This is a genomic window from Enterobacter mori (assembly GCF_025244905.1).
GTDB classification, from domain to species: Bacteria; Pseudomonadota; Gammaproteobacteria; order Enterobacterales; family Enterobacteriaceae; genus Enterobacter; species Enterobacter mori_A.
Genome location: NZ_CP104285.1, coordinates 2425639 through 2440465 on the forward strand (window position 1 = coordinate 2425639; position 14827 = coordinate 2440465).

13 protein-coding genes and 1 pseudogene are annotated in these 14827 nt (G+C 56.1%); 3 read left to right on the forward strand and 11 right to left on the reverse strand.

The features are described 5' to 3' along the window. Window positions 1–80: 80 nt before the first annotated feature. Entirely contained in the window at window positions 81–926 is an 846-nt protein-coding gene (gene nhoA / locus N2K86_RS11480; RefSeq protein WP_260658676.1) for an N-hydroxyarylamine O-acetyltransferase, read from the reverse strand. Between the two features lie 108 nt (window positions 927–1034). Between nhoA and N2K86_RS11485 the strand changes: the two genes are divergently transcribed. Continuing rightward, window positions 1035–1607 carry a flavin reductase family protein gene (locus N2K86_RS11485; RefSeq protein WP_260658677.1) on the forward strand — a complete coding sequence of 191 codons (573 nt, stop codon included), beginning with the start codon at window positions 1035–1037 and terminating at the stop codon, window positions 1605–1607. A 35-nt stretch (window positions 1608–1642) separates the two neighbouring features. Here the strand turns inward: N2K86_RS11485 and fusA are convergent, their stop codons facing one another. Next, entirely contained in the window at window positions 1643–3742 is a 2100-nt protein-coding gene (gene fusA, locus N2K86_RS11490; protein WP_260658678.1) for an elongation factor G, read from the reverse strand. A 161-nt stretch (window positions 3743–3903) separates the two neighbouring features. Here fusA and N2K86_RS11495 point away from each other — a divergent pair, with 161 nt between their 5' ends. Next, the gene (locus N2K86_RS11495; RefSeq protein ID WP_260658679.1) at window positions 3904–4203 is read left to right on the forward strand and encodes an ArsR/SmtB family transcription factor; all 300 of its coding nucleotides are present in this window, start codon (window positions 3904–3906) and stop codon (window positions 4201–4203) included. Here N2K86_RS11495 and N2K86_RS11500 read toward each other — a convergent pair. Together N2K86_RS11500 and N2K86_RS11505 are read right to left on the reverse strand one after the other, a co-directional pair. Then, a complete protein-coding gene (locus N2K86_RS11500; protein ID WP_260658680.1) occupies window positions 4196–4837 on the reverse strand; it encodes a helix-turn-helix domain-containing protein in 642 nt (213 codons plus the stop codon). The two genes, N2K86_RS11495 and N2K86_RS11500, sit on opposite strands and share 8 nt — an antisense overlap. A gap of 121 nt (window positions 4838–4958) precedes the next feature. Further along, window positions 4959–6287: a 2-hydroxycarboxylate transporter family protein gene (locus N2K86_RS11505; protein ID WP_260658681.1), complete on the reverse strand. Its 1329-nt coding sequence runs from the start codon at window positions 6285–6287 to the stop codon at window positions 4959–4961. Between the two features lie 380 nt (window positions 6288–6667). Here N2K86_RS11505 and N2K86_RS11510 point away from each other — a divergent pair, with 380 nt between their 5' ends. Further along, window positions 6668–8353 carry an NAD-dependent malic enzyme gene (locus tag N2K86_RS11510; protein ID WP_260658682.1) on the forward strand — a complete coding sequence of 562 codons (1686 nt, stop codon included), beginning with the start codon at window positions 6668–6670 and terminating at the stop codon, window positions 8351–8353. A 39-nt stretch (window positions 8354–8392) separates the two neighbouring features. Here the strand turns inward: N2K86_RS11510 and pptA are convergent, their stop codons facing one another. From pptA to N2K86_RS11545, 7 genes and pseudogenes are all read right to left on the reverse strand, one after another. Further along, window positions 8393–8623, reverse strand: coding sequence for a tautomerase PptA (pptA, locus tag N2K86_RS11515; protein ID WP_260658683.1), 231 nt, complete (start codon window positions 8621–8623; stop codon window positions 8393–8395). A 37-nt stretch (window positions 8624–8660) separates the two neighbouring features. After that, entirely contained in the window at window positions 8661–9278 is a 618-nt protein-coding gene (locus tag N2K86_RS11520; RefSeq protein WP_260658684.1) for a glutathione S-transferase family protein, read from the reverse strand. Window positions 9279–9444: 166 nt separating this feature from the next. Beyond that, window positions 9445–10332, reverse strand: a complete 888-nt coding sequence (locus tag N2K86_RS11525; RefSeq protein WP_260658685.1) for an ABC transporter substrate-binding protein — start codon at window positions 10330–10332, stop codon at window positions 9445–9447. Between the two features lie 9 nt (window positions 10333–10341). Then, a complete protein-coding gene (locus N2K86_RS11530) occupies window positions 10342–11115 on the reverse strand; it encodes an amino acid ABC transporter ATP-binding protein (protein ID WP_260658686.1) in 774 nt (257 codons plus the stop codon). Beyond that, complete coding sequence (locus N2K86_RS11535) at window positions 11099–12025, reverse strand: amino acid ABC transporter permease (RefSeq protein ID WP_260658687.1); 927 nt, start codon at window positions 12023–12025, stop codon at window positions 11099–11101. Before N2K86_RS11535 ends, N2K86_RS11530 begins: the two co-directional genes overlap by 17 nt. Before the next feature lie 9 nt (window positions 12026–12034). After that, entirely contained in the window at window positions 12035–12544 is a 510-nt protein-coding gene (locus tag N2K86_RS11540; protein ID WP_260658688.1) for a GNAT family N-acetyltransferase, read from the reverse strand. 9 nt (window positions 12545–12553) lie between these two features. Then, window positions 12554–14817 (reverse strand): annotated as a pseudogene (locus N2K86_RS11545) (NtaA/DmoA family FMN-dependent monooxygenase). Window positions 14818–14827: the final 10 nt, after the last annotated feature.

Genomic DNA, 14827 nt, shown 5'->3' on the forward strand with positions numbered 1-14827 from the left:
GTCGGGTGGCGGCTACGCCTTACCCGACCTACGAACAGCTTCCTTTCCTGCAGGCCCGGTAAGGCGTAGCCGCCACCGGGCTATTTACCCGCCTGCGGATGCGTATCAAACCCCGCCATTACTGCCGTCAGCTCGGCCAGGGTAAAGCCGTGTTTCGGATCGTCAACGCCCAGGCCAAACCGCTCTTGCATCAGCTGATACAGCGCCTCCGCATTCGGCAAATGGATCTGCTCCTCGACGTGACCATTCTGCCAGTGGGTAAAGTTGAAGTTAGTCAGCGTCAGCTTGCCGCCATCGGGCAGGTGACGACACATCAGCAGATGATGACGGAAATGCGACTGCGGCCAGTGTGCAGACCAGAAATTCCCCATCACGTAATCACTGAAATACTGCGTCGTCAGGTCAAAATGGTACATAGACTGCCAGTGCTCGTGGTGACGGAACTGCAGCACCCAGTCGTTGCCCTCGCTAAGCAGACGATACAGTCCATGCGGCGTCTCTTGTTCTTCATTAGCCAGCAGGCGAATCGGCCCGGTCAGCGTCTGGCCGCCAAACCCCACGTCGGCAATCCAGCGTTCACCGTTAAGCTCAACCAGCAGCAGGCGGTGCGTGCGCGGCGGCATTTGCGGCGGACTTGCTAATACCACGCGTCCCAGCACGCTGCGCACCGTAAACCCGACTTCACGCAAAACCCGCTCAAACAGGCCGTTTTGCTCAAAGCAGTACCCTCCACGGCGTGCCGAGACCAGTTTGTCGACCAGATTCTGATCCTCAAGGTGGATCTCTCGCGGCAGAACGACATCAATATTTTCAAAAGGGATCGCACAGTTGTGATGTAAATGCAGCGCGCGCAGGGTGTCGATATCAACAGCGGTCAGTTGCGTCCAGCCGATGCGAGCGAAATAGGCAGTCAGAAATGAGGACATGCATCAGTTTCCTTTGAGTGTGATGTTCTGTTTATAAACTAATTTTACGCACTCACTTTGATTTACGTGCTTTTTCGTCATACTCATCAAGGTAAATAAGGAGCCTCTATGAATCACTTTCGCCCTGTTGAATTACAACATGCCAGCCGCCTGCTGAACCACGGCCCCACCGTGCTTATCACCAGCCGGGATGACACTATCGGCAGACGCAACGTTATGGCCGCCGCATGGTCAATGCCCGTTGAGTTTGAACCGCCGCGCATCGCGATTGTGGTGGATAAAAGTACCTGGTCACGCGAGCTGATCGAACGCAGCGGGAAGTTTGGCATCGTCATCCCCGGCGTGGCGGCGGCCAACTGGACGTTCGCGGTAGGCAGCGTCAGCGGGCGCGACGAGGACAAATTCAACTGCTATGGGATCCCGGTCGTGAACGGCCCTGAGCTTGGCCTGCCGGTCATTGAAGAAAAATGCCTGGCGTGGATGGAGTGCCGGTTATTACCCGTGACGTCCGCGGCAGAGAAATACGATACGCTGTTTGGTGAAGTGGTTTCAGCGGCAGCAGACGAACGCGCGTTTGTCGCGGGCCGCTGGCAGTTTGACGAGGATAAGCTCAATACGCTGCATCATCTTGGGGCCGGGACGTTTGTGGCAAGTGGAAAGGTTGTGAAGGCGCTGGATTGAGAAAACCCTCCCCCTACAGGGAGAGGGTGACCGTATTACTTCGCGCGCCGTGAAATTATCTCATCCGCAACATTCCGCGGTGCTTCCGCAAAATGATGGAACTCCATCGTATAGGTCGCGCGTCCCTGGGACATCGATCGCAATGTCGTGGCATAGCCAAACATCTCGGCGAGCGGCACATCAGCACGAATAATCTGGCTGCCGTACTGCTCTGCCATCCCCTGCACCATGCCGCGGCGGGAAGAGAGATCGCCCATAATATTACCGGCGTACTCTTCCGGCGTTTCCACCTCCACGTGCATCACAGGCTCCAGGATGACCGGATCCGCTTTACGCGCGCCCTCTTTGAAGCCCAGGATCGCCGCCATGCGGAAGGCCATCTCCGAGGAGTCGACGTCGTGATACGAGCCAAACGTCAGGGTGGCTTTCACATCCACAACCGGATATCCCGCCAGCACGCCGGAGTTCATGGCCTCGCGCAACCCTTTCTCAACGGAAGGAATATACTCGCGCGGCACCACGCCGCCCTTGGTGGCATCTTCAAACGTGAACCCGCTGCCTGGCTCTAACGGCTCAAGGCTGAGTACCACATGGCCGTACTGCCCTTTACCGCCGGACTGACGGACAAATTTGCCTTCGATATCCTTCACCGTTTTACGCAGAGTTTCACGGTAGGTCACCTGCGGACGACCAATATTTGCCTCCACGCCAAACTCACGCTTCATGCGGTCGACGATAATCTCGAGGTGTAGCTCACCCATCCCGGAGATAATCGTCTGACCGGACTCTTCGTCAGTGTGCAGACGGAAAGACGGGTCTTCCGCCGCCAGACGCTGCAGCGCGATCCCCATTTTCTCCTGATCGGCCTTGGTTTTCGGCTCGATCGCCAGAGAAATTACCGGGTCCGGAAACTCCATGCGTTCAAGCGTAATGACCGCATTAGGGTCGGTCAGCGTGTCACCGGTCGTGACATCTTTCAGGCCCACGCAGGCCGCGATATCGCCCGCGCGCAGTTCATCCACCTCGTGGCGATCGTTGGCATGCATCAGCACGATACGCCCGATACGCTCTTTCTTTCCTTTTACCGGGTTATACACCGCGTCGCCTTTGCGCAGCACGCCGGAGTAGACGCGGATAAAGGTCAGCTGTCCGACGTACGGGTCGCTCATCAGCTTGAACGCCAGGGCCGAGAACGGTTCATCATCACTCGGATGACGCTCCGCGTGCTGCCCTTTTTCATCCACGCCATCAATGGCCGGCACGTCCAGCGGCGACGGCATCAGCTCAATCACTGCATCAAGCATGCGCTGCACGCCTTTGTTTTTGAAGGCGCTGCCGCACAGCGTCGGATGGATTTCCCCGGCAATGGTGCGAATACGCAGCCCCCTGATGATTTCAGCTTCATCAAGATTGCCCGTCTCCAGGTACTTATCCATCAGTTCATCGCTGGCTTCCGCCGCCGCAGAAACCATTTTTTCGCGCCACTCCTGCGCGGTACTGAGCAGATCGTCAGGTACCGGCGCATAGCTAAAGGCCATACCCTGGGTGGCATCGTCCCACAAAATGGTGCGCATCTTGATGAGATCCACCACGCCGGTGAAATGTTCTTCCGCACCCACCGGGATCACAATCGGCACCGGATTGGCCTTCAGGCGTTCCTGCATCATCCGCACGACGCGGAAGAAATCGGCACCCGGACGGTCCATTTTGTTGACGAACGCAATGCGCGGAACCTTGTATTTGTTCGCCTGACGCCAGACGGTTTCCGACTGCGGCTGCACGCCACCCACGGAGTCATACACCATTACGGCACCGTCAAGCACGCGCATGGAACGTTCCACCTCTATGGTGAAATCCACGTGACCCGGCGTGTCGATGATGTTGATCCGGTGCGGCTCGAACCCCCGGTCCATACCCGGCCAGAAGCAACTGACCGCCGCGGAGGTAATGGTGATCCCGCGCTCTTGCTCCTGCGCCATCCAGTCGGTGGTTGCCGCGCCATCGTGTACTTCACCCAGCTTGTGGCTCATCCCGGTATAAAACAGGATGCGCTCAGTGGTGGTTGTTTTACCGGCATCGATATGCGCGGAGATACCGATGTTGCGATAACGTTCGAGAGGGATGGGTCGGGGCATGATATTTCCTTAAGTCTTCAAGACTGTAATGTGACGACCGGGATGGTCGCGTGTTTGTTCGTTTGCTATAATAGTCCTATTGTACGAGTATTATCGAACTATTTTTTAACGATTGACCTATTGTTGATATAGCTCAATCTGACATTTCACGCAGGAAAACCATGATCCCAAACCACCCCGAACCTGAACAAATACTCCTGGAAAATGTGCTGTTCGCCCTCGGTAACCCGTTGCGCCTGTCAATAATCCGCAGGCTGGCAGATGGCAGTGAACTGAGCTGTAACGCCCTTCGCCCGGAAGATGTGGTGAAATCGACAATGACGCACCACTGGCGCGTACTGCGCGACAGCGGCGTTATCTGGCAGCGACCGCAGGGGCGGGAGAATATGATTTCATTACGAAGAGACGATCTGGATGCCCGCTTTCCGGGGCTGATGGAGATACTGCTGCAGGTTAAATAGTCCCTGCCCCCTCAAGGCGATAAACAGGGATCCGTCGGGCTGTTTTGGTGAGCGTATCAAACACCTCGGTCTCAGATGTCACAATCCTGATCCCCGTTTTGCGTAACCGTTGCACATCCGCCGCGATGCGCTGAATGCCAAACCAGAAAAGCCCGTCGAGCGCCGTCACGGACAGTCCGTTTTCAAGCGCCAGCTTGAGTCGTTCGCGGGGCGCTTTCACCTGCTGGGCGATTTGTCGGTAAGAGACTTCATTACATCCTGTCGCGTCACTGCGCCGGATCCGCGTTTTCAGCTGATAGGTAAACTCGTCAGGTATTCCGTCGAGATCTTTTTTAAGGCTATAGACGCAGCCAAAGCGCTTGCCGTTAAACAGAACATTTTTCTGACTAAGCTGTAGCTCGGTTCTGACGCCGTCTATCAGCTGCGGTGCGCGGGTGAGGAGCAGCCTGAAGGGAAGCTCGAAGCTGGTCACGTAATCCACATTTAGCAGCGCGAGGCGCAAGCGCTCCTCAGCACCGGATTTTTGCTCACGACACTCTTCCAGCACCTCTGCCCACTGGCGAGTCAGGCGCTCCGGCTCGGCGGCTTCGGTGAGGAGATATTTTTCAATCTGATAATCGACTCTTCCGGTCATAGTAGTGTCTCCGGTCGCTGTGGATGCGGTAATTCTATCCAGCGCGGCGACTTTTATAAAGGACTGAACCGCAACGGCATTCACAAAATGCCGTTGCGATTCAGTCTCCTGATATTGCGGATCAGTGCGCCATAATCCAGCCCATCAGCAGCGTGGCGAAAATCACCGTCGACGCGCCCCCGATACGGGTAGCGATCTGCGCGAACGGCATCAACGACATGCGGTTAGACGCGGACAAAATGGCCACGTCCCCTGTCCCACCCAGCCCGCTGTGGCAGCAGGTAACGATCGCCGCTTCCACGGGATACATATTCAGACGCGATGCAATAAAATAGCCGCTCAACGCCATCGCAATCACGATCGATCCGCACACAACAACGTAGCCCACCGAGAAGACCGCCACCACGCTCTCCAGCGGCACGTACAGCATGCCCAGACCAATCATTAGCGGCCAAACCAGCGCAGCCGAGACAAATTTATAGCAACTGTGCGCCCCCTGCTCCATGGAGCCCGGGATCACCCTGAAATACTTACACAGCACGGCGATGAGGATCATCAGCACCGGACCCGGGATGTGCACCAGTTTTTCAAACAGGCCACCGACGATGAAAAATGCGCACACCATTAGCAGCCCGCCCCCCATCAGGTGGAAATCCGTCTGCTGAACGCTTTGCGCCCCCGCAAACAGATTATGGTCGTCCTTGCTGCGGGTTAGCATGCCGTTTCCCGAAAGCGCAGGACGTTTTGTTCCCAGACGCGCCAGCGTACCGGCACAGATGATGGCAAAGATATTTCCGACGACGGCGGCAGGAGCCAGCTGTGCGACGTAAACGTCAGGCGCTTGTCCGAGTATGGCCGAATACGCCAGCGACAGTGGCAAAATTCCCTCACCAATCCCCCCGCCAATAATCGGCACGATGATAAAGAAAAAGGTATGGTAAGGCGTATAGCCAAACAGCGAGCCGACGATTAACCCGCTCATTACCGCCATCAGCGTCCCGACAACCAGCGGTACAAACATGCGGATCATCCCCTGAATAAGCAGCACCCGGTTCATCCCCAGAATACTCCCCACCACCAGACAGGCGATGACGAAATAGAGCAGATTCGCCTCTTTCATCAGCAGGTGTACGGTATCCAGCGTCTGTTTTTCGAACACGCCAAAATAGACCAGGATGGATGGCACCATCAGGCAGAGAATGGCCGGGCCACCGATGTCCTTCAACAGCGGGATCTGACGACCGATTTTGGCAAAGGCGAAACCGAGCGTCATGATCACCGCCAGTCCACCGATCATATTTTTCGGCAGCAGCCCCGCCCATGCGGACGTCGCCACGATGGTCGCAATGCCCACAAACAACATCAGTGGGACAGCGCCCACTTCGGCATGACTTAACCCTAACGTAAAACGCGAGGAGACCGGAGAAGTCGATACAGGATTATCTTTCATATAATCACCTGATTAGTAGGTTCGGATATAAAAACAGGAGTAAAAACCGATGGCTCCTGTGTTCAAAAATATTCTTTATATTTAATCATTTTAAATCGCCATTTATAAAATGGTTCAGCGTGAAATTAGCACGGGCATTCAGCCAGAAATGTGAAGGCCGCAATGATTTCTTTTAAAAACTTAATTCATCTTTTAGTAAGTAAAGTTATTAAGAAACCATGTATTTTGAAATTAATAAAACCAGACAGAGTGTGACCCTTATCACCACCGCTCTGATTTTTAACCGCTAGATTAGCGCTAAATAAAACATAAGCGCGCTTAAGAACAGACCTGCTTCGCTAATTTCATTTAATCCGTTTTATCTATTTCAGGAGTCAACCATGTCTCGCAAAGAAGTGCTGTACACGCCCTATAACGGCGCGGTACTGCTGGAAAACCCATTACTGAATAAAGGTCTCGCGTTCATAAAAGAAGAACGTGATAATTTTAATCTGCACGGCTTATTACCGCATAATGTCGAAACCATTGAAGAGCAGACCGAACGCGCATGGGGACAATTCTGTCATTTCAAAAGTGATATTTCCCGTCACGTTTACCTGCGCAATATTCAAGACACCAATGAGACCCTATTTTATAATCTGTTGCGAAAACATATGAAGGAGACGCTGCCGATCATATATACCCCAACGGTCGGTGAAGCCTGCGAGCATTTCTCTACCATCTATCGTCGGGCGCGAGGGCTTTTTATTTCATGGCCGAATCGCCATCGCATCGATGAAATGCTGCAAAGTTTCTCGCGTAATGATATCCGCGTGATCGTGGTGACTGACGGAGAACGTATTTTGGGCCTTGGCGACCAGGGGATCGGCGGAATGGGCATTCCGATTGGCAAATTGTCATTGTATACCGCGTGCGGTGGTATTCATCCGGCCACAACGTTGCCGATTATGCTGGATGTCGGCACCAATAATCAGCAACATCTGGACGACCCGCTGTATATGGGCTGGCGTCATCCACGCATCAGCGATGAGCAATACGCTGAATTTATGGATATGTTTATCAGTACCGTCAATGCCCGCTGGCCAACTGTATTACTGCAGTTCGAAGATTTTGCGCAAAAAAATGCGACCCGATTACTCCAGCGTTACCGCGACCAGCTGTGCTGTTTTAATGACGATATTCAGGGAACCGCTGCCGTCACGGCCGGCACGCTGATTGCTGCCGCCCATGCTGCCGGAACCCGCATTCGCGATCAGCGCGTGGTCTTTCTCGGTAGCGGCTCCGCCGGATGCGGTATAGCCGAAAAAATCGTGGCGCTGATGGTCGACGACGGGCTAACCGAGGCCGAGGCCCGCAGCCGGATCTTTATGGTCGATCGTTTTGGCTTACTGACCGACGATATGACCAACCTGCTCGATTTCCAGAAAAACCTGCTTACCGCCCGGGAAGCCATCCGCGACTGGCACGTGGGATCGTGCAATATTTCGCTGATGGAGGTGGTCAGAAATGCCCATCCAACCGTGATGATTGGCGTATCCGGTCAGCCGGGGCTGTTCAGCGAAGCGATAGTTAAAGAGATGCACCGCCACTGCTCGCGGCCTATTATTATGCCTCTCTCTAATCCAACATCGCGCGCAGAGGCACAACCTCAGGATCTGATCGAATGGACGCAGGGTAGCGCTCTGGTTGCGACGGGTAGCCCCTTCTCGCCGGTATTCTGGCAGAACCAACAGTACGACATTGCCCAGTGTAACAATGCCTACATTTTCCCAGGTCTGGGGCTGGGAATACTGGCCTGCAACGCGCGGCGGGTTACCGAAGAGATGTTGATGGTGGCGAGCCGCAGCCTGGCGGCGCAATCGCCGCTGGTCACCACTGAAAAAGGGGGATTACTCCCTCCCGTCGATCGCATTGACACCGTGTCGCGCAGTATCGCGTTTGCAGTCGCCCGGGCAGCGATTGAGCAAGGCGTTGCGGCGGCAATGGATGACGAGACTTTGCTGGCCCAAATCGAAAAAACCTGGTGGCAGGCGGACTATGCGCCGTACCGCAGGTCGGCGCTGTAGTTTCAACGCCGGGTAGCGTTCACGCCTGCCCGGCAAACCTTACATCGAATACCCGGGCTTCTTAATCAGCGCGTCCAGTTTCGGTCCGATCTCGGTATCCCAGACCTGTGCTTTCCAGTCGGCTTCCTGAACTTCATTCAGCGCCACCGAAATGGAGCGGTCTTTGCTGTTCAGATGGCGCGTAATCACCTCGGCGATATCCGCCGCCAGGGCGGTTTTTTGTTCATCGTTTAGATCGCGGGGAAAACATTTGATATCAACGTGTGGCATGTTCAGGCTTCCTGTTGTGGGTGAGCGTTCCACGTTATCAGATAATCTCGTTTGCCTTTAACACCTTGTGCAGTTCCGGCAGCGCACAAACGGAATCGGCAATTGAGGTCATATTTGGCGTATTGGCTGCAAACCATTCGTGACGTGGCCCCCAGGTGCGCGCGACCGCAATATAGACGTCGAGCAGAGTCAGCGGCTCCCCCAGCGCAAAAGGAGACGCGTTAAGTTGGCTATCGAACCACAGATAGAGTGATTTCCGGTATTCAATGCAGTTTTTCTTCAGCTGCTCCGGCGCGTCGGGCACCCAGCGTTCCGGATAATCGGCATAGGTAAAGGTGGGATAGACGTTTGCCACAAACCAGATGAGCAAACGCTGAAACTGCTGGCGTTCGGCCTGGCCGATGGGCGGGGCAAGATCCGGGCAACGGTCGAGCACCATCAGTGCAATTGCCGCGGTTTCCGTCATGATGGCACCATTTTCAAGCTCCAGCGTTGGCACCTGACACAGCGGGTTGAGTTTTTGCAGCAGCTCACGCTGCGGGCCGGGCTGGTCAAACCCGTCCACGTTGATAAATTGATAAGGGATATCAGCCAGGGTTAGCATCACTTCGCTGATTGCCGAGCCCCAGCCGGGTACGCCATAGAGTTTAATCATGTTGCCTCCTCAGGAATGAAAACCCTAAGTGTATACCCGTCATACTTCAAGTTGCAGGTGCGTTGGCTGCACTCACTCACCCCAGTCACGTACTTATGTACGCTCCCGGGGATTCGTTCCCTTGCCGCCTTCCTGCAACTCGAATTATTTAGGGTATAGAGCACCATTAGTAGGTTATCCCAGGCGGGTTGACCTCCGACTGCGCCACCGCTTCGCCCTGTTCACCCCAGCGCGCCAGCACCTTCTGGTACTCTCCCCGCTTAATCGCACCGTCCAGCGCGGCCTGCAGCGCGTACACCAGCTCATTGCCCTTTTTCGTGGTCGTGGCAACAAATGCCTTCTTCGGCCCTAACCCCACGACGCGCGTTTTCCCCGTAAGCGCCGCTTTGTAGGCCGAGACTGACTGAGGCCCGAAGAACACGTCCGCCCTGCCGGACTGAATATAGAGGTTGCCGGAGGCATCGTCCTGGAGATAGACCGGCAGCGCAGGCGTCCTTCCGGCCTTTTTGTTCTCTTCGTTCCAGCCCAGCAGAATGCGCTCCTGATTGGTACCCGAGCCGACAATCACCTTTTTCCCGGCCAGATCTTCCGCGCTTTTGATTGACTGGATCTCGCTGGTGGATTTCACCGAAAACGCCAGCGAGTCGACGCGGTAGGTGGCGAAATCAAACTTCTCTTTTCGCTGTTCGGTCACCGCAATGTTCACCAGCGCCACGTCGTAGCGCCCGGAGCTGATCCCCAGCGGCCAGTCCTCCCACGCTGTCGGCACCAGCTTCAGCTTTAGCCCCAGACTGCCCGCCAGCAGGCGAGCGATATCCGGATCGCTGCCGATGCGCGTTCGGTTATCGCTGGCCAGCAGCGCCAGCGGCGGCGAATTGAGGGCTGAAATGGCCACCGTCAGCGTACCAGGCTCAACGAATTTGTAATTGGCGGGGATCTTCGCCACCGCCTGCCGATCAACCGTCACCGGCAGCGGCTGCTCGTTGGCTTTCACATCAATGCTGGCGTGGCTCACCGTCGTGAAGACCAGCCCCGCCAGAAGTCCATATTTCATCTGCGCTCCTTACAGCACTTTAGACAGAAACTGGCGCGTTCGCGCATGCGACGGGCGGTTCAACACCTCATCGCTACTGCCCTGCTCAACAATTTTCCCGTCAACCATAAACACCACCTGATCCGCGACTTCACGGGCAAAGCCGATCTCATGGGTAACGACCACCAGCGTGGTGCCGGAACGGGCAAGCTTTTTAATCACGTCCAGCACTTCACCCACCAGTTCAGGGTCGAGCGCCGAGGTGGGCTCATCAAACAGCATCACGCGGGGTCGCAGCGCCAGCGCGCGAGCAATCGCGATACGCTGCTGCTGACCGCCGGAAAGATGGCGTGACCAGGCATCGGCTTTATCCCGCAGCCCAACCACGTCCAGCAGGCTGTACGCCCTTTCCACCGCCTCTTTTTTGCTGAGCTTTTTATGCGCGATGGGCGCCTCTATCAGGTTTTCCAGCACCGTCAGATGGGGAAAGAGATTGAAGTTCTGGAACACGTAGCCCACGTTGACGCGCTGTTTGAGGATCTCCTTCTCCTTCATTTCGTAGAGCTTGTCGCCCTGACGGCGATAGCCGATGTAATCTCCGTCAATCTGGATAAAGCCCTCGTCGACGCGCTCCAGGTGGTTAATGGTGCGCAGCAGGGTTGATTTGCCGGAACCGGACGGCCCGAGGATCACCGTCACGGACCCGGGCGGGATCTCAAGCGAAACATTGTCGAGCGCTTTATGGCGGCCAAAAAACTTGCTGACGCCGGTAATCGAAATATGTCCTTCAGGAGAGGCTTGCATGGACGGGCTCCTGTGCTGGCGTGGTGGTGACAGAACGGGTACGACGGGTGGCACGGTTCTGGTTAACGGCAGAGCGGCGTTCGCTGCGGGCAAGCGCGCGTTCAACACCATACTGGATAGCAGACAGGACGGTGGTGATCGCCAGGTACCAGGCAGCACCGACCATCAGCAGCGGGATCACCTCCTGCGTGCGGTTGTAGATCATCTGAATGGTATAGAACAGTTCCGGCATCGCCAGGACGTACACCATCGCCGTACCTTTGGCGAGACTGATGATTTCATTGAACCCCGACGGCAGGATGGTGCGCAGTGCCTGAGGCAGAATGATCCGCACCGTACGACGCCAGGCCGGGAGGCCGAGCGCGGCGGCGGCCTCGTACTGCCCGTGATCGACCCCGAGGAACCCGCCGCGAATGATCTCGGCGGTATAGGCGCTTTGCACCAGCGTCAGCCCCACCACGGCGGTAGAGAACTGCCCCAGCACGTTGATGGTTTCAAAGCTTCTCCAGGTGATGCCGGTGAACGGCACGCCGAGAGAGAGCGTGTCGTAGAGATAGGAAAAGTTGTAGAGAATGATCAGCACCACAATCAGCGGCAGCGACCGAAACAGCCAGATGTAGGCCCACGCCAGGCTGTTCAACAGCCATGACGAGGACAGTCTCGCCAGCGCCAGCAGGCCGCCTAACACTACGCTCAGCGCAGTACCGATCAGGGTCAACAGCAGGGTCTGCCCTACGCCTTCCAGGATCACCGGGTCAAAGAACCAGCGGGCGAATACTGCCCACTCCCAGCGCGGGTTAAAGGCCACCGACTGAATCACAACGGCCAGGACAAACAGCGCCACCGCGGCGCCGACGGCCCGCAGCGGATAACGTGCCGGGACCACCTTAATGGTTTCAACGTTGCTCATCGTCGTTCCTCATGCGGTTTTACTGAACGCTTCGCGTACCAGCGTTTTAGTGAAGCGCAGCCGACCGTCAAACGGCGGCTGGCTGTACTCTTCCGGATCCCGGCTCAGATCGAACTGCGGCTGATAGCCCTGGCTGATATAGAGCCTGACCGCTTCCGGCTGGCGAAAACCGGTTGTCAGGTAGATTTGGCTGTACCCGGCCAGCACCGCCCTACGCTCAAGCTCCTGCACCACGCGCCCGGCAAGCCCCTGCTGACGCAGGGTTTTGTCCGTCCAGATGCGTTTGATTTCCGCGGTGCGTTCGTCGAAGGGTTTGTACGCGCCGGTGGCGATGATCTTCCCGTCGCGCTCCAGCACGATAAACAGGCCCTGCGGCGCTAAATACCACTCGGTAAGTTCCACTTCCGCGTCTTTGGAGAAGTAGTCTCCATAACGGGCGGCGTATTCGCCGAACAGCCCCTCGATGACGGGCTGAAGCTCGGCATCCTCCGGCGAAACGTCACGAAATTGTTCGCTCATGCTGCCTCCTTAATCGCCCAGGCCAGCAGGGTTCACTTCGGACTGAGGAATACGCTCAACGCCTTCCCCCCAGCGGTTCAGCACTTTGTCGTAATCGCCGTTTTTGATGACGCCGTTCAGCGCGGTTTGCACTGGCTCAACCAGCCCGCTGCCTTTTTTCAGCGTCACCGCAATGTGCGCCGCCTTCGGCCAGCCGCCGTCGACGCTCCCCACCAGTTTGGTTTTCCCGTTCAGCGCCGCTTTCCACGCGCCAATCACGTTCGGACCAAAGTAGGCATCCGCGCGTCCGGACTGCAGCGCCAGCGTTTGTGCCGCATCGTCTTTGGTATAGATCGGGGTAAAGGGCTTTAGCCCTTTCTTCAGGTTTTCTGCATTCCATGCCAGCAGGATGGCCTCCTGGTTGGTGCCGGAGCCGACGATAATCCGCAGCCCGGCGATGTCCTCCGCCTTCTCAAGCGACGCGATCGGGCTGGTTGATTTTACGTAGAACCCGAGGGAATCTTTTCGGTAGGTGGCAAAGTCAAACTTCTCTTTACGCTCTTTGGTGACGGTGATGTTGCTGATGGCGGCATCATATTTCCCGGAGGCCACGCCCAGCGGCCAGTCTTCCCAGGAGGTCGGCACCACGTTCAGCTCCAGCCCCAGGCTGTCAGCGACCAGACGGGCGACGTCCACTTCACTCCCCAGCAGCGTTTTGTTGTCATCGGAAAACACCGTCAGCGGAGGTTGATTGAGGCCCGCCACCGCCACGGTGAATTTTCCCGGTACGGCAAAGCGGTAATCTTTCGGCAGCTGTGCGACCGCATCGCCATTTTTGGCCGTGTTGATCGGCGTTTTATTGGCCTCGATGCTCACGCCGGTGCCGTTAATATTCACATTCTCTGCCCAGACGGCAGGGGTAAAGGCCAGCGCGAGCGCCAGAATAAGCGATGTTTTCTGCATAGCGGTGTTCTCTTTTATTGTTGTGTGAATTGGTTTTTAGGTTCGTCTAAGCCCAGACTTTCGCGCAGCGTGGTGCCGGGATAGTCGGTCCGAAACAGTCCGCGCGCCTGTAAAACGGGTACCACCTGGTCAACAAAGCGCGGGAAAGTGTCCGGCGTACCGCCCTGAATGATGAAACCGTCCGCCGCATGGCCTTCAAACCAGGCCTGAAGACCGTCTGCCACCTCTTCCGGCGTGCCGGAAAAGCGCGGGCGCGGTGATGCAGCTTCAAGGGCCACCTGACGCAGGGTTAAGTTGCGCTCTGCGGCATTACGCTTAATTTCATCGGTGGTGCTGCGGAAGCTGTTTTTGCCTAAATCACCGATATCCGGGAACGGCTCGTCGAGCGGATACTGGCTGAAATCGTGATGTTCAAAATAACGCCCGAGGTAGTTGAGGGCATCGTTGATCGACACAAGCGCCGCCGTGGTTTGATACTGGTTTTCCACGTCATCGGCGTCTTTACCCACAATCACGCTGACGCCCTGGAAAATATGTAAATCTGATGCGCGGCGTCCGTTAATTTCCAGCTGCTGCTTCACGTCGCGGTAAAAGGCTTTCGCCTCATCGAGAGTTTCATGATGGGTAAAAATGGCGTCGGCATGTTTCGCCGCCAGCTTTTTGCCGTCGTCCGACGCGCCCGCCTGAAAGACAATCGGTCGCCCTTGTGGCGTTCGACCAATATTCAGCGGACCGGCGACCTGGAAGAAATCACCGTGGTGATCCAGAGTATGCAATTTTGCCGAATCAAAGAATTGGCCGCTCTCTTTATTGCGCACAAAGGCGTCGCCCTCCCAGGAATCCCACAGCCCTTTCACGACGTCGAGATACTCATCCGCAATGCGGTAGCGGAGCGCATGCTCGGGGTGCTTTTCACGGGAAAAATTCTTCGCTGAGCCTTCCAGCGGCGAGGTCACCACGTTCCAGCCCGCGCGTCCGTTGCTCAGGTGATCGAGGCTGGCGAACTGACGTGCCACGGTAAAAGGCTCGCTGTAGGAGGTGGATAAGGTTCCCACCAGGCCAAGGCGTGAGGTAATGCTCGCCAGCGCGGATAATACCGTCAGCGGTTCAAAGCGATTTAAAAAATGCGGGATCGATTTCTCATTAATATAAAGACCGTCGGCGACGAATAAGAAATCGAGTTTGCCTTCTTCCGCTTTTAACGCCGTCTCTTTAACAAAATCAAAATTAATGCTGGCATCCGCGATTGCCGCAGGATGACGCCAGGCTGACATATTTCCGGATGCACCATGCAAAATGGTCCCCAGCCGCAGTTGACGATGTGCAGACATATTCACCTCA

Bases quoted from the DNA above. Each gene is read 5' to 3' on its own strand.
- nhoA (WP_260658676.1), bottom strand. From the start codon at position 926: ATGTCCTCATTTCTGACTGCCTATTTCGCTCGCATCGGCTGGACGCAA.
- N2K86_RS11485 (WP_260658677.1), top strand. From the start codon at position 1,035: ATGAATCACTTTCGCCCTGTTGAATTACAACATGCCAGCCGCCTGCTG.
- fusA (WP_260658678.1), bottom strand. From the start codon at position 3,742: ATGCCCCGACCCATCCCTCTCGAACGTTATCGCAACATCGGTATCTCC.
- N2K86_RS11495 (WP_260658679.1), top strand. From the start codon at position 3,904: ATGATCCCAAACCACCCCGAACCTGAACAAATACTCCTGGAAAATGTG.
- N2K86_RS11500 (WP_260658680.1), bottom strand. From the start codon at position 4,837: ATGACCGGAAGAGTCGATTATCAGATTGAAAAATATCTCCTCACCGAA.
- N2K86_RS11505 (WP_260658681.1), bottom strand. From the start codon at position 6,287: ATGAAAGATAATCCTGTATCGACTTCTCCGGTCTCCTCGCGTTTTACG.
- N2K86_RS11510 (WP_260658682.1), top strand. From the start codon at position 6,668: ATGTCTCGCAAAGAAGTGCTGTACACGCCCTATAACGGCGCGGTACTG.
- pptA (WP_260658683.1), bottom strand. From the start codon at position 8,623: ATGCCACACGTTGATATCAAATGTTTTCCCCGCGATCTAAACGATGAA.
- N2K86_RS11520 (WP_260658684.1), bottom strand. From the start codon at position 9,278: ATGATTAAACTCTATGGCGTACCCGGCTGGGGCTCGGCAATCAGCGAA.
- N2K86_RS11525 (WP_260658685.1), bottom strand. From the start codon at position 10,332: ATGAAATATGGACTTCTGGCGGGGCTGGTCTTCACGACGGTGAGCCAC.
- N2K86_RS11530 (WP_260658686.1), bottom strand. From the start codon at position 11,115: ATGCAAGCCTCTCCTGAAGGACATATTTCGATTACCGGCGTCAGCAAG.
- N2K86_RS11535 (WP_260658687.1), bottom strand. From the start codon at position 12,025: ATGAGCAACGTTGAAACCATTAAGGTGGTCCCGGCACGTTATCCGCTG.
- N2K86_RS11540 (WP_260658688.1), bottom strand. From the start codon at position 12,544: ATGAGCGAACAATTTCGTGACGTTTCGCCGGAGGATGCCGAGCTTCAG.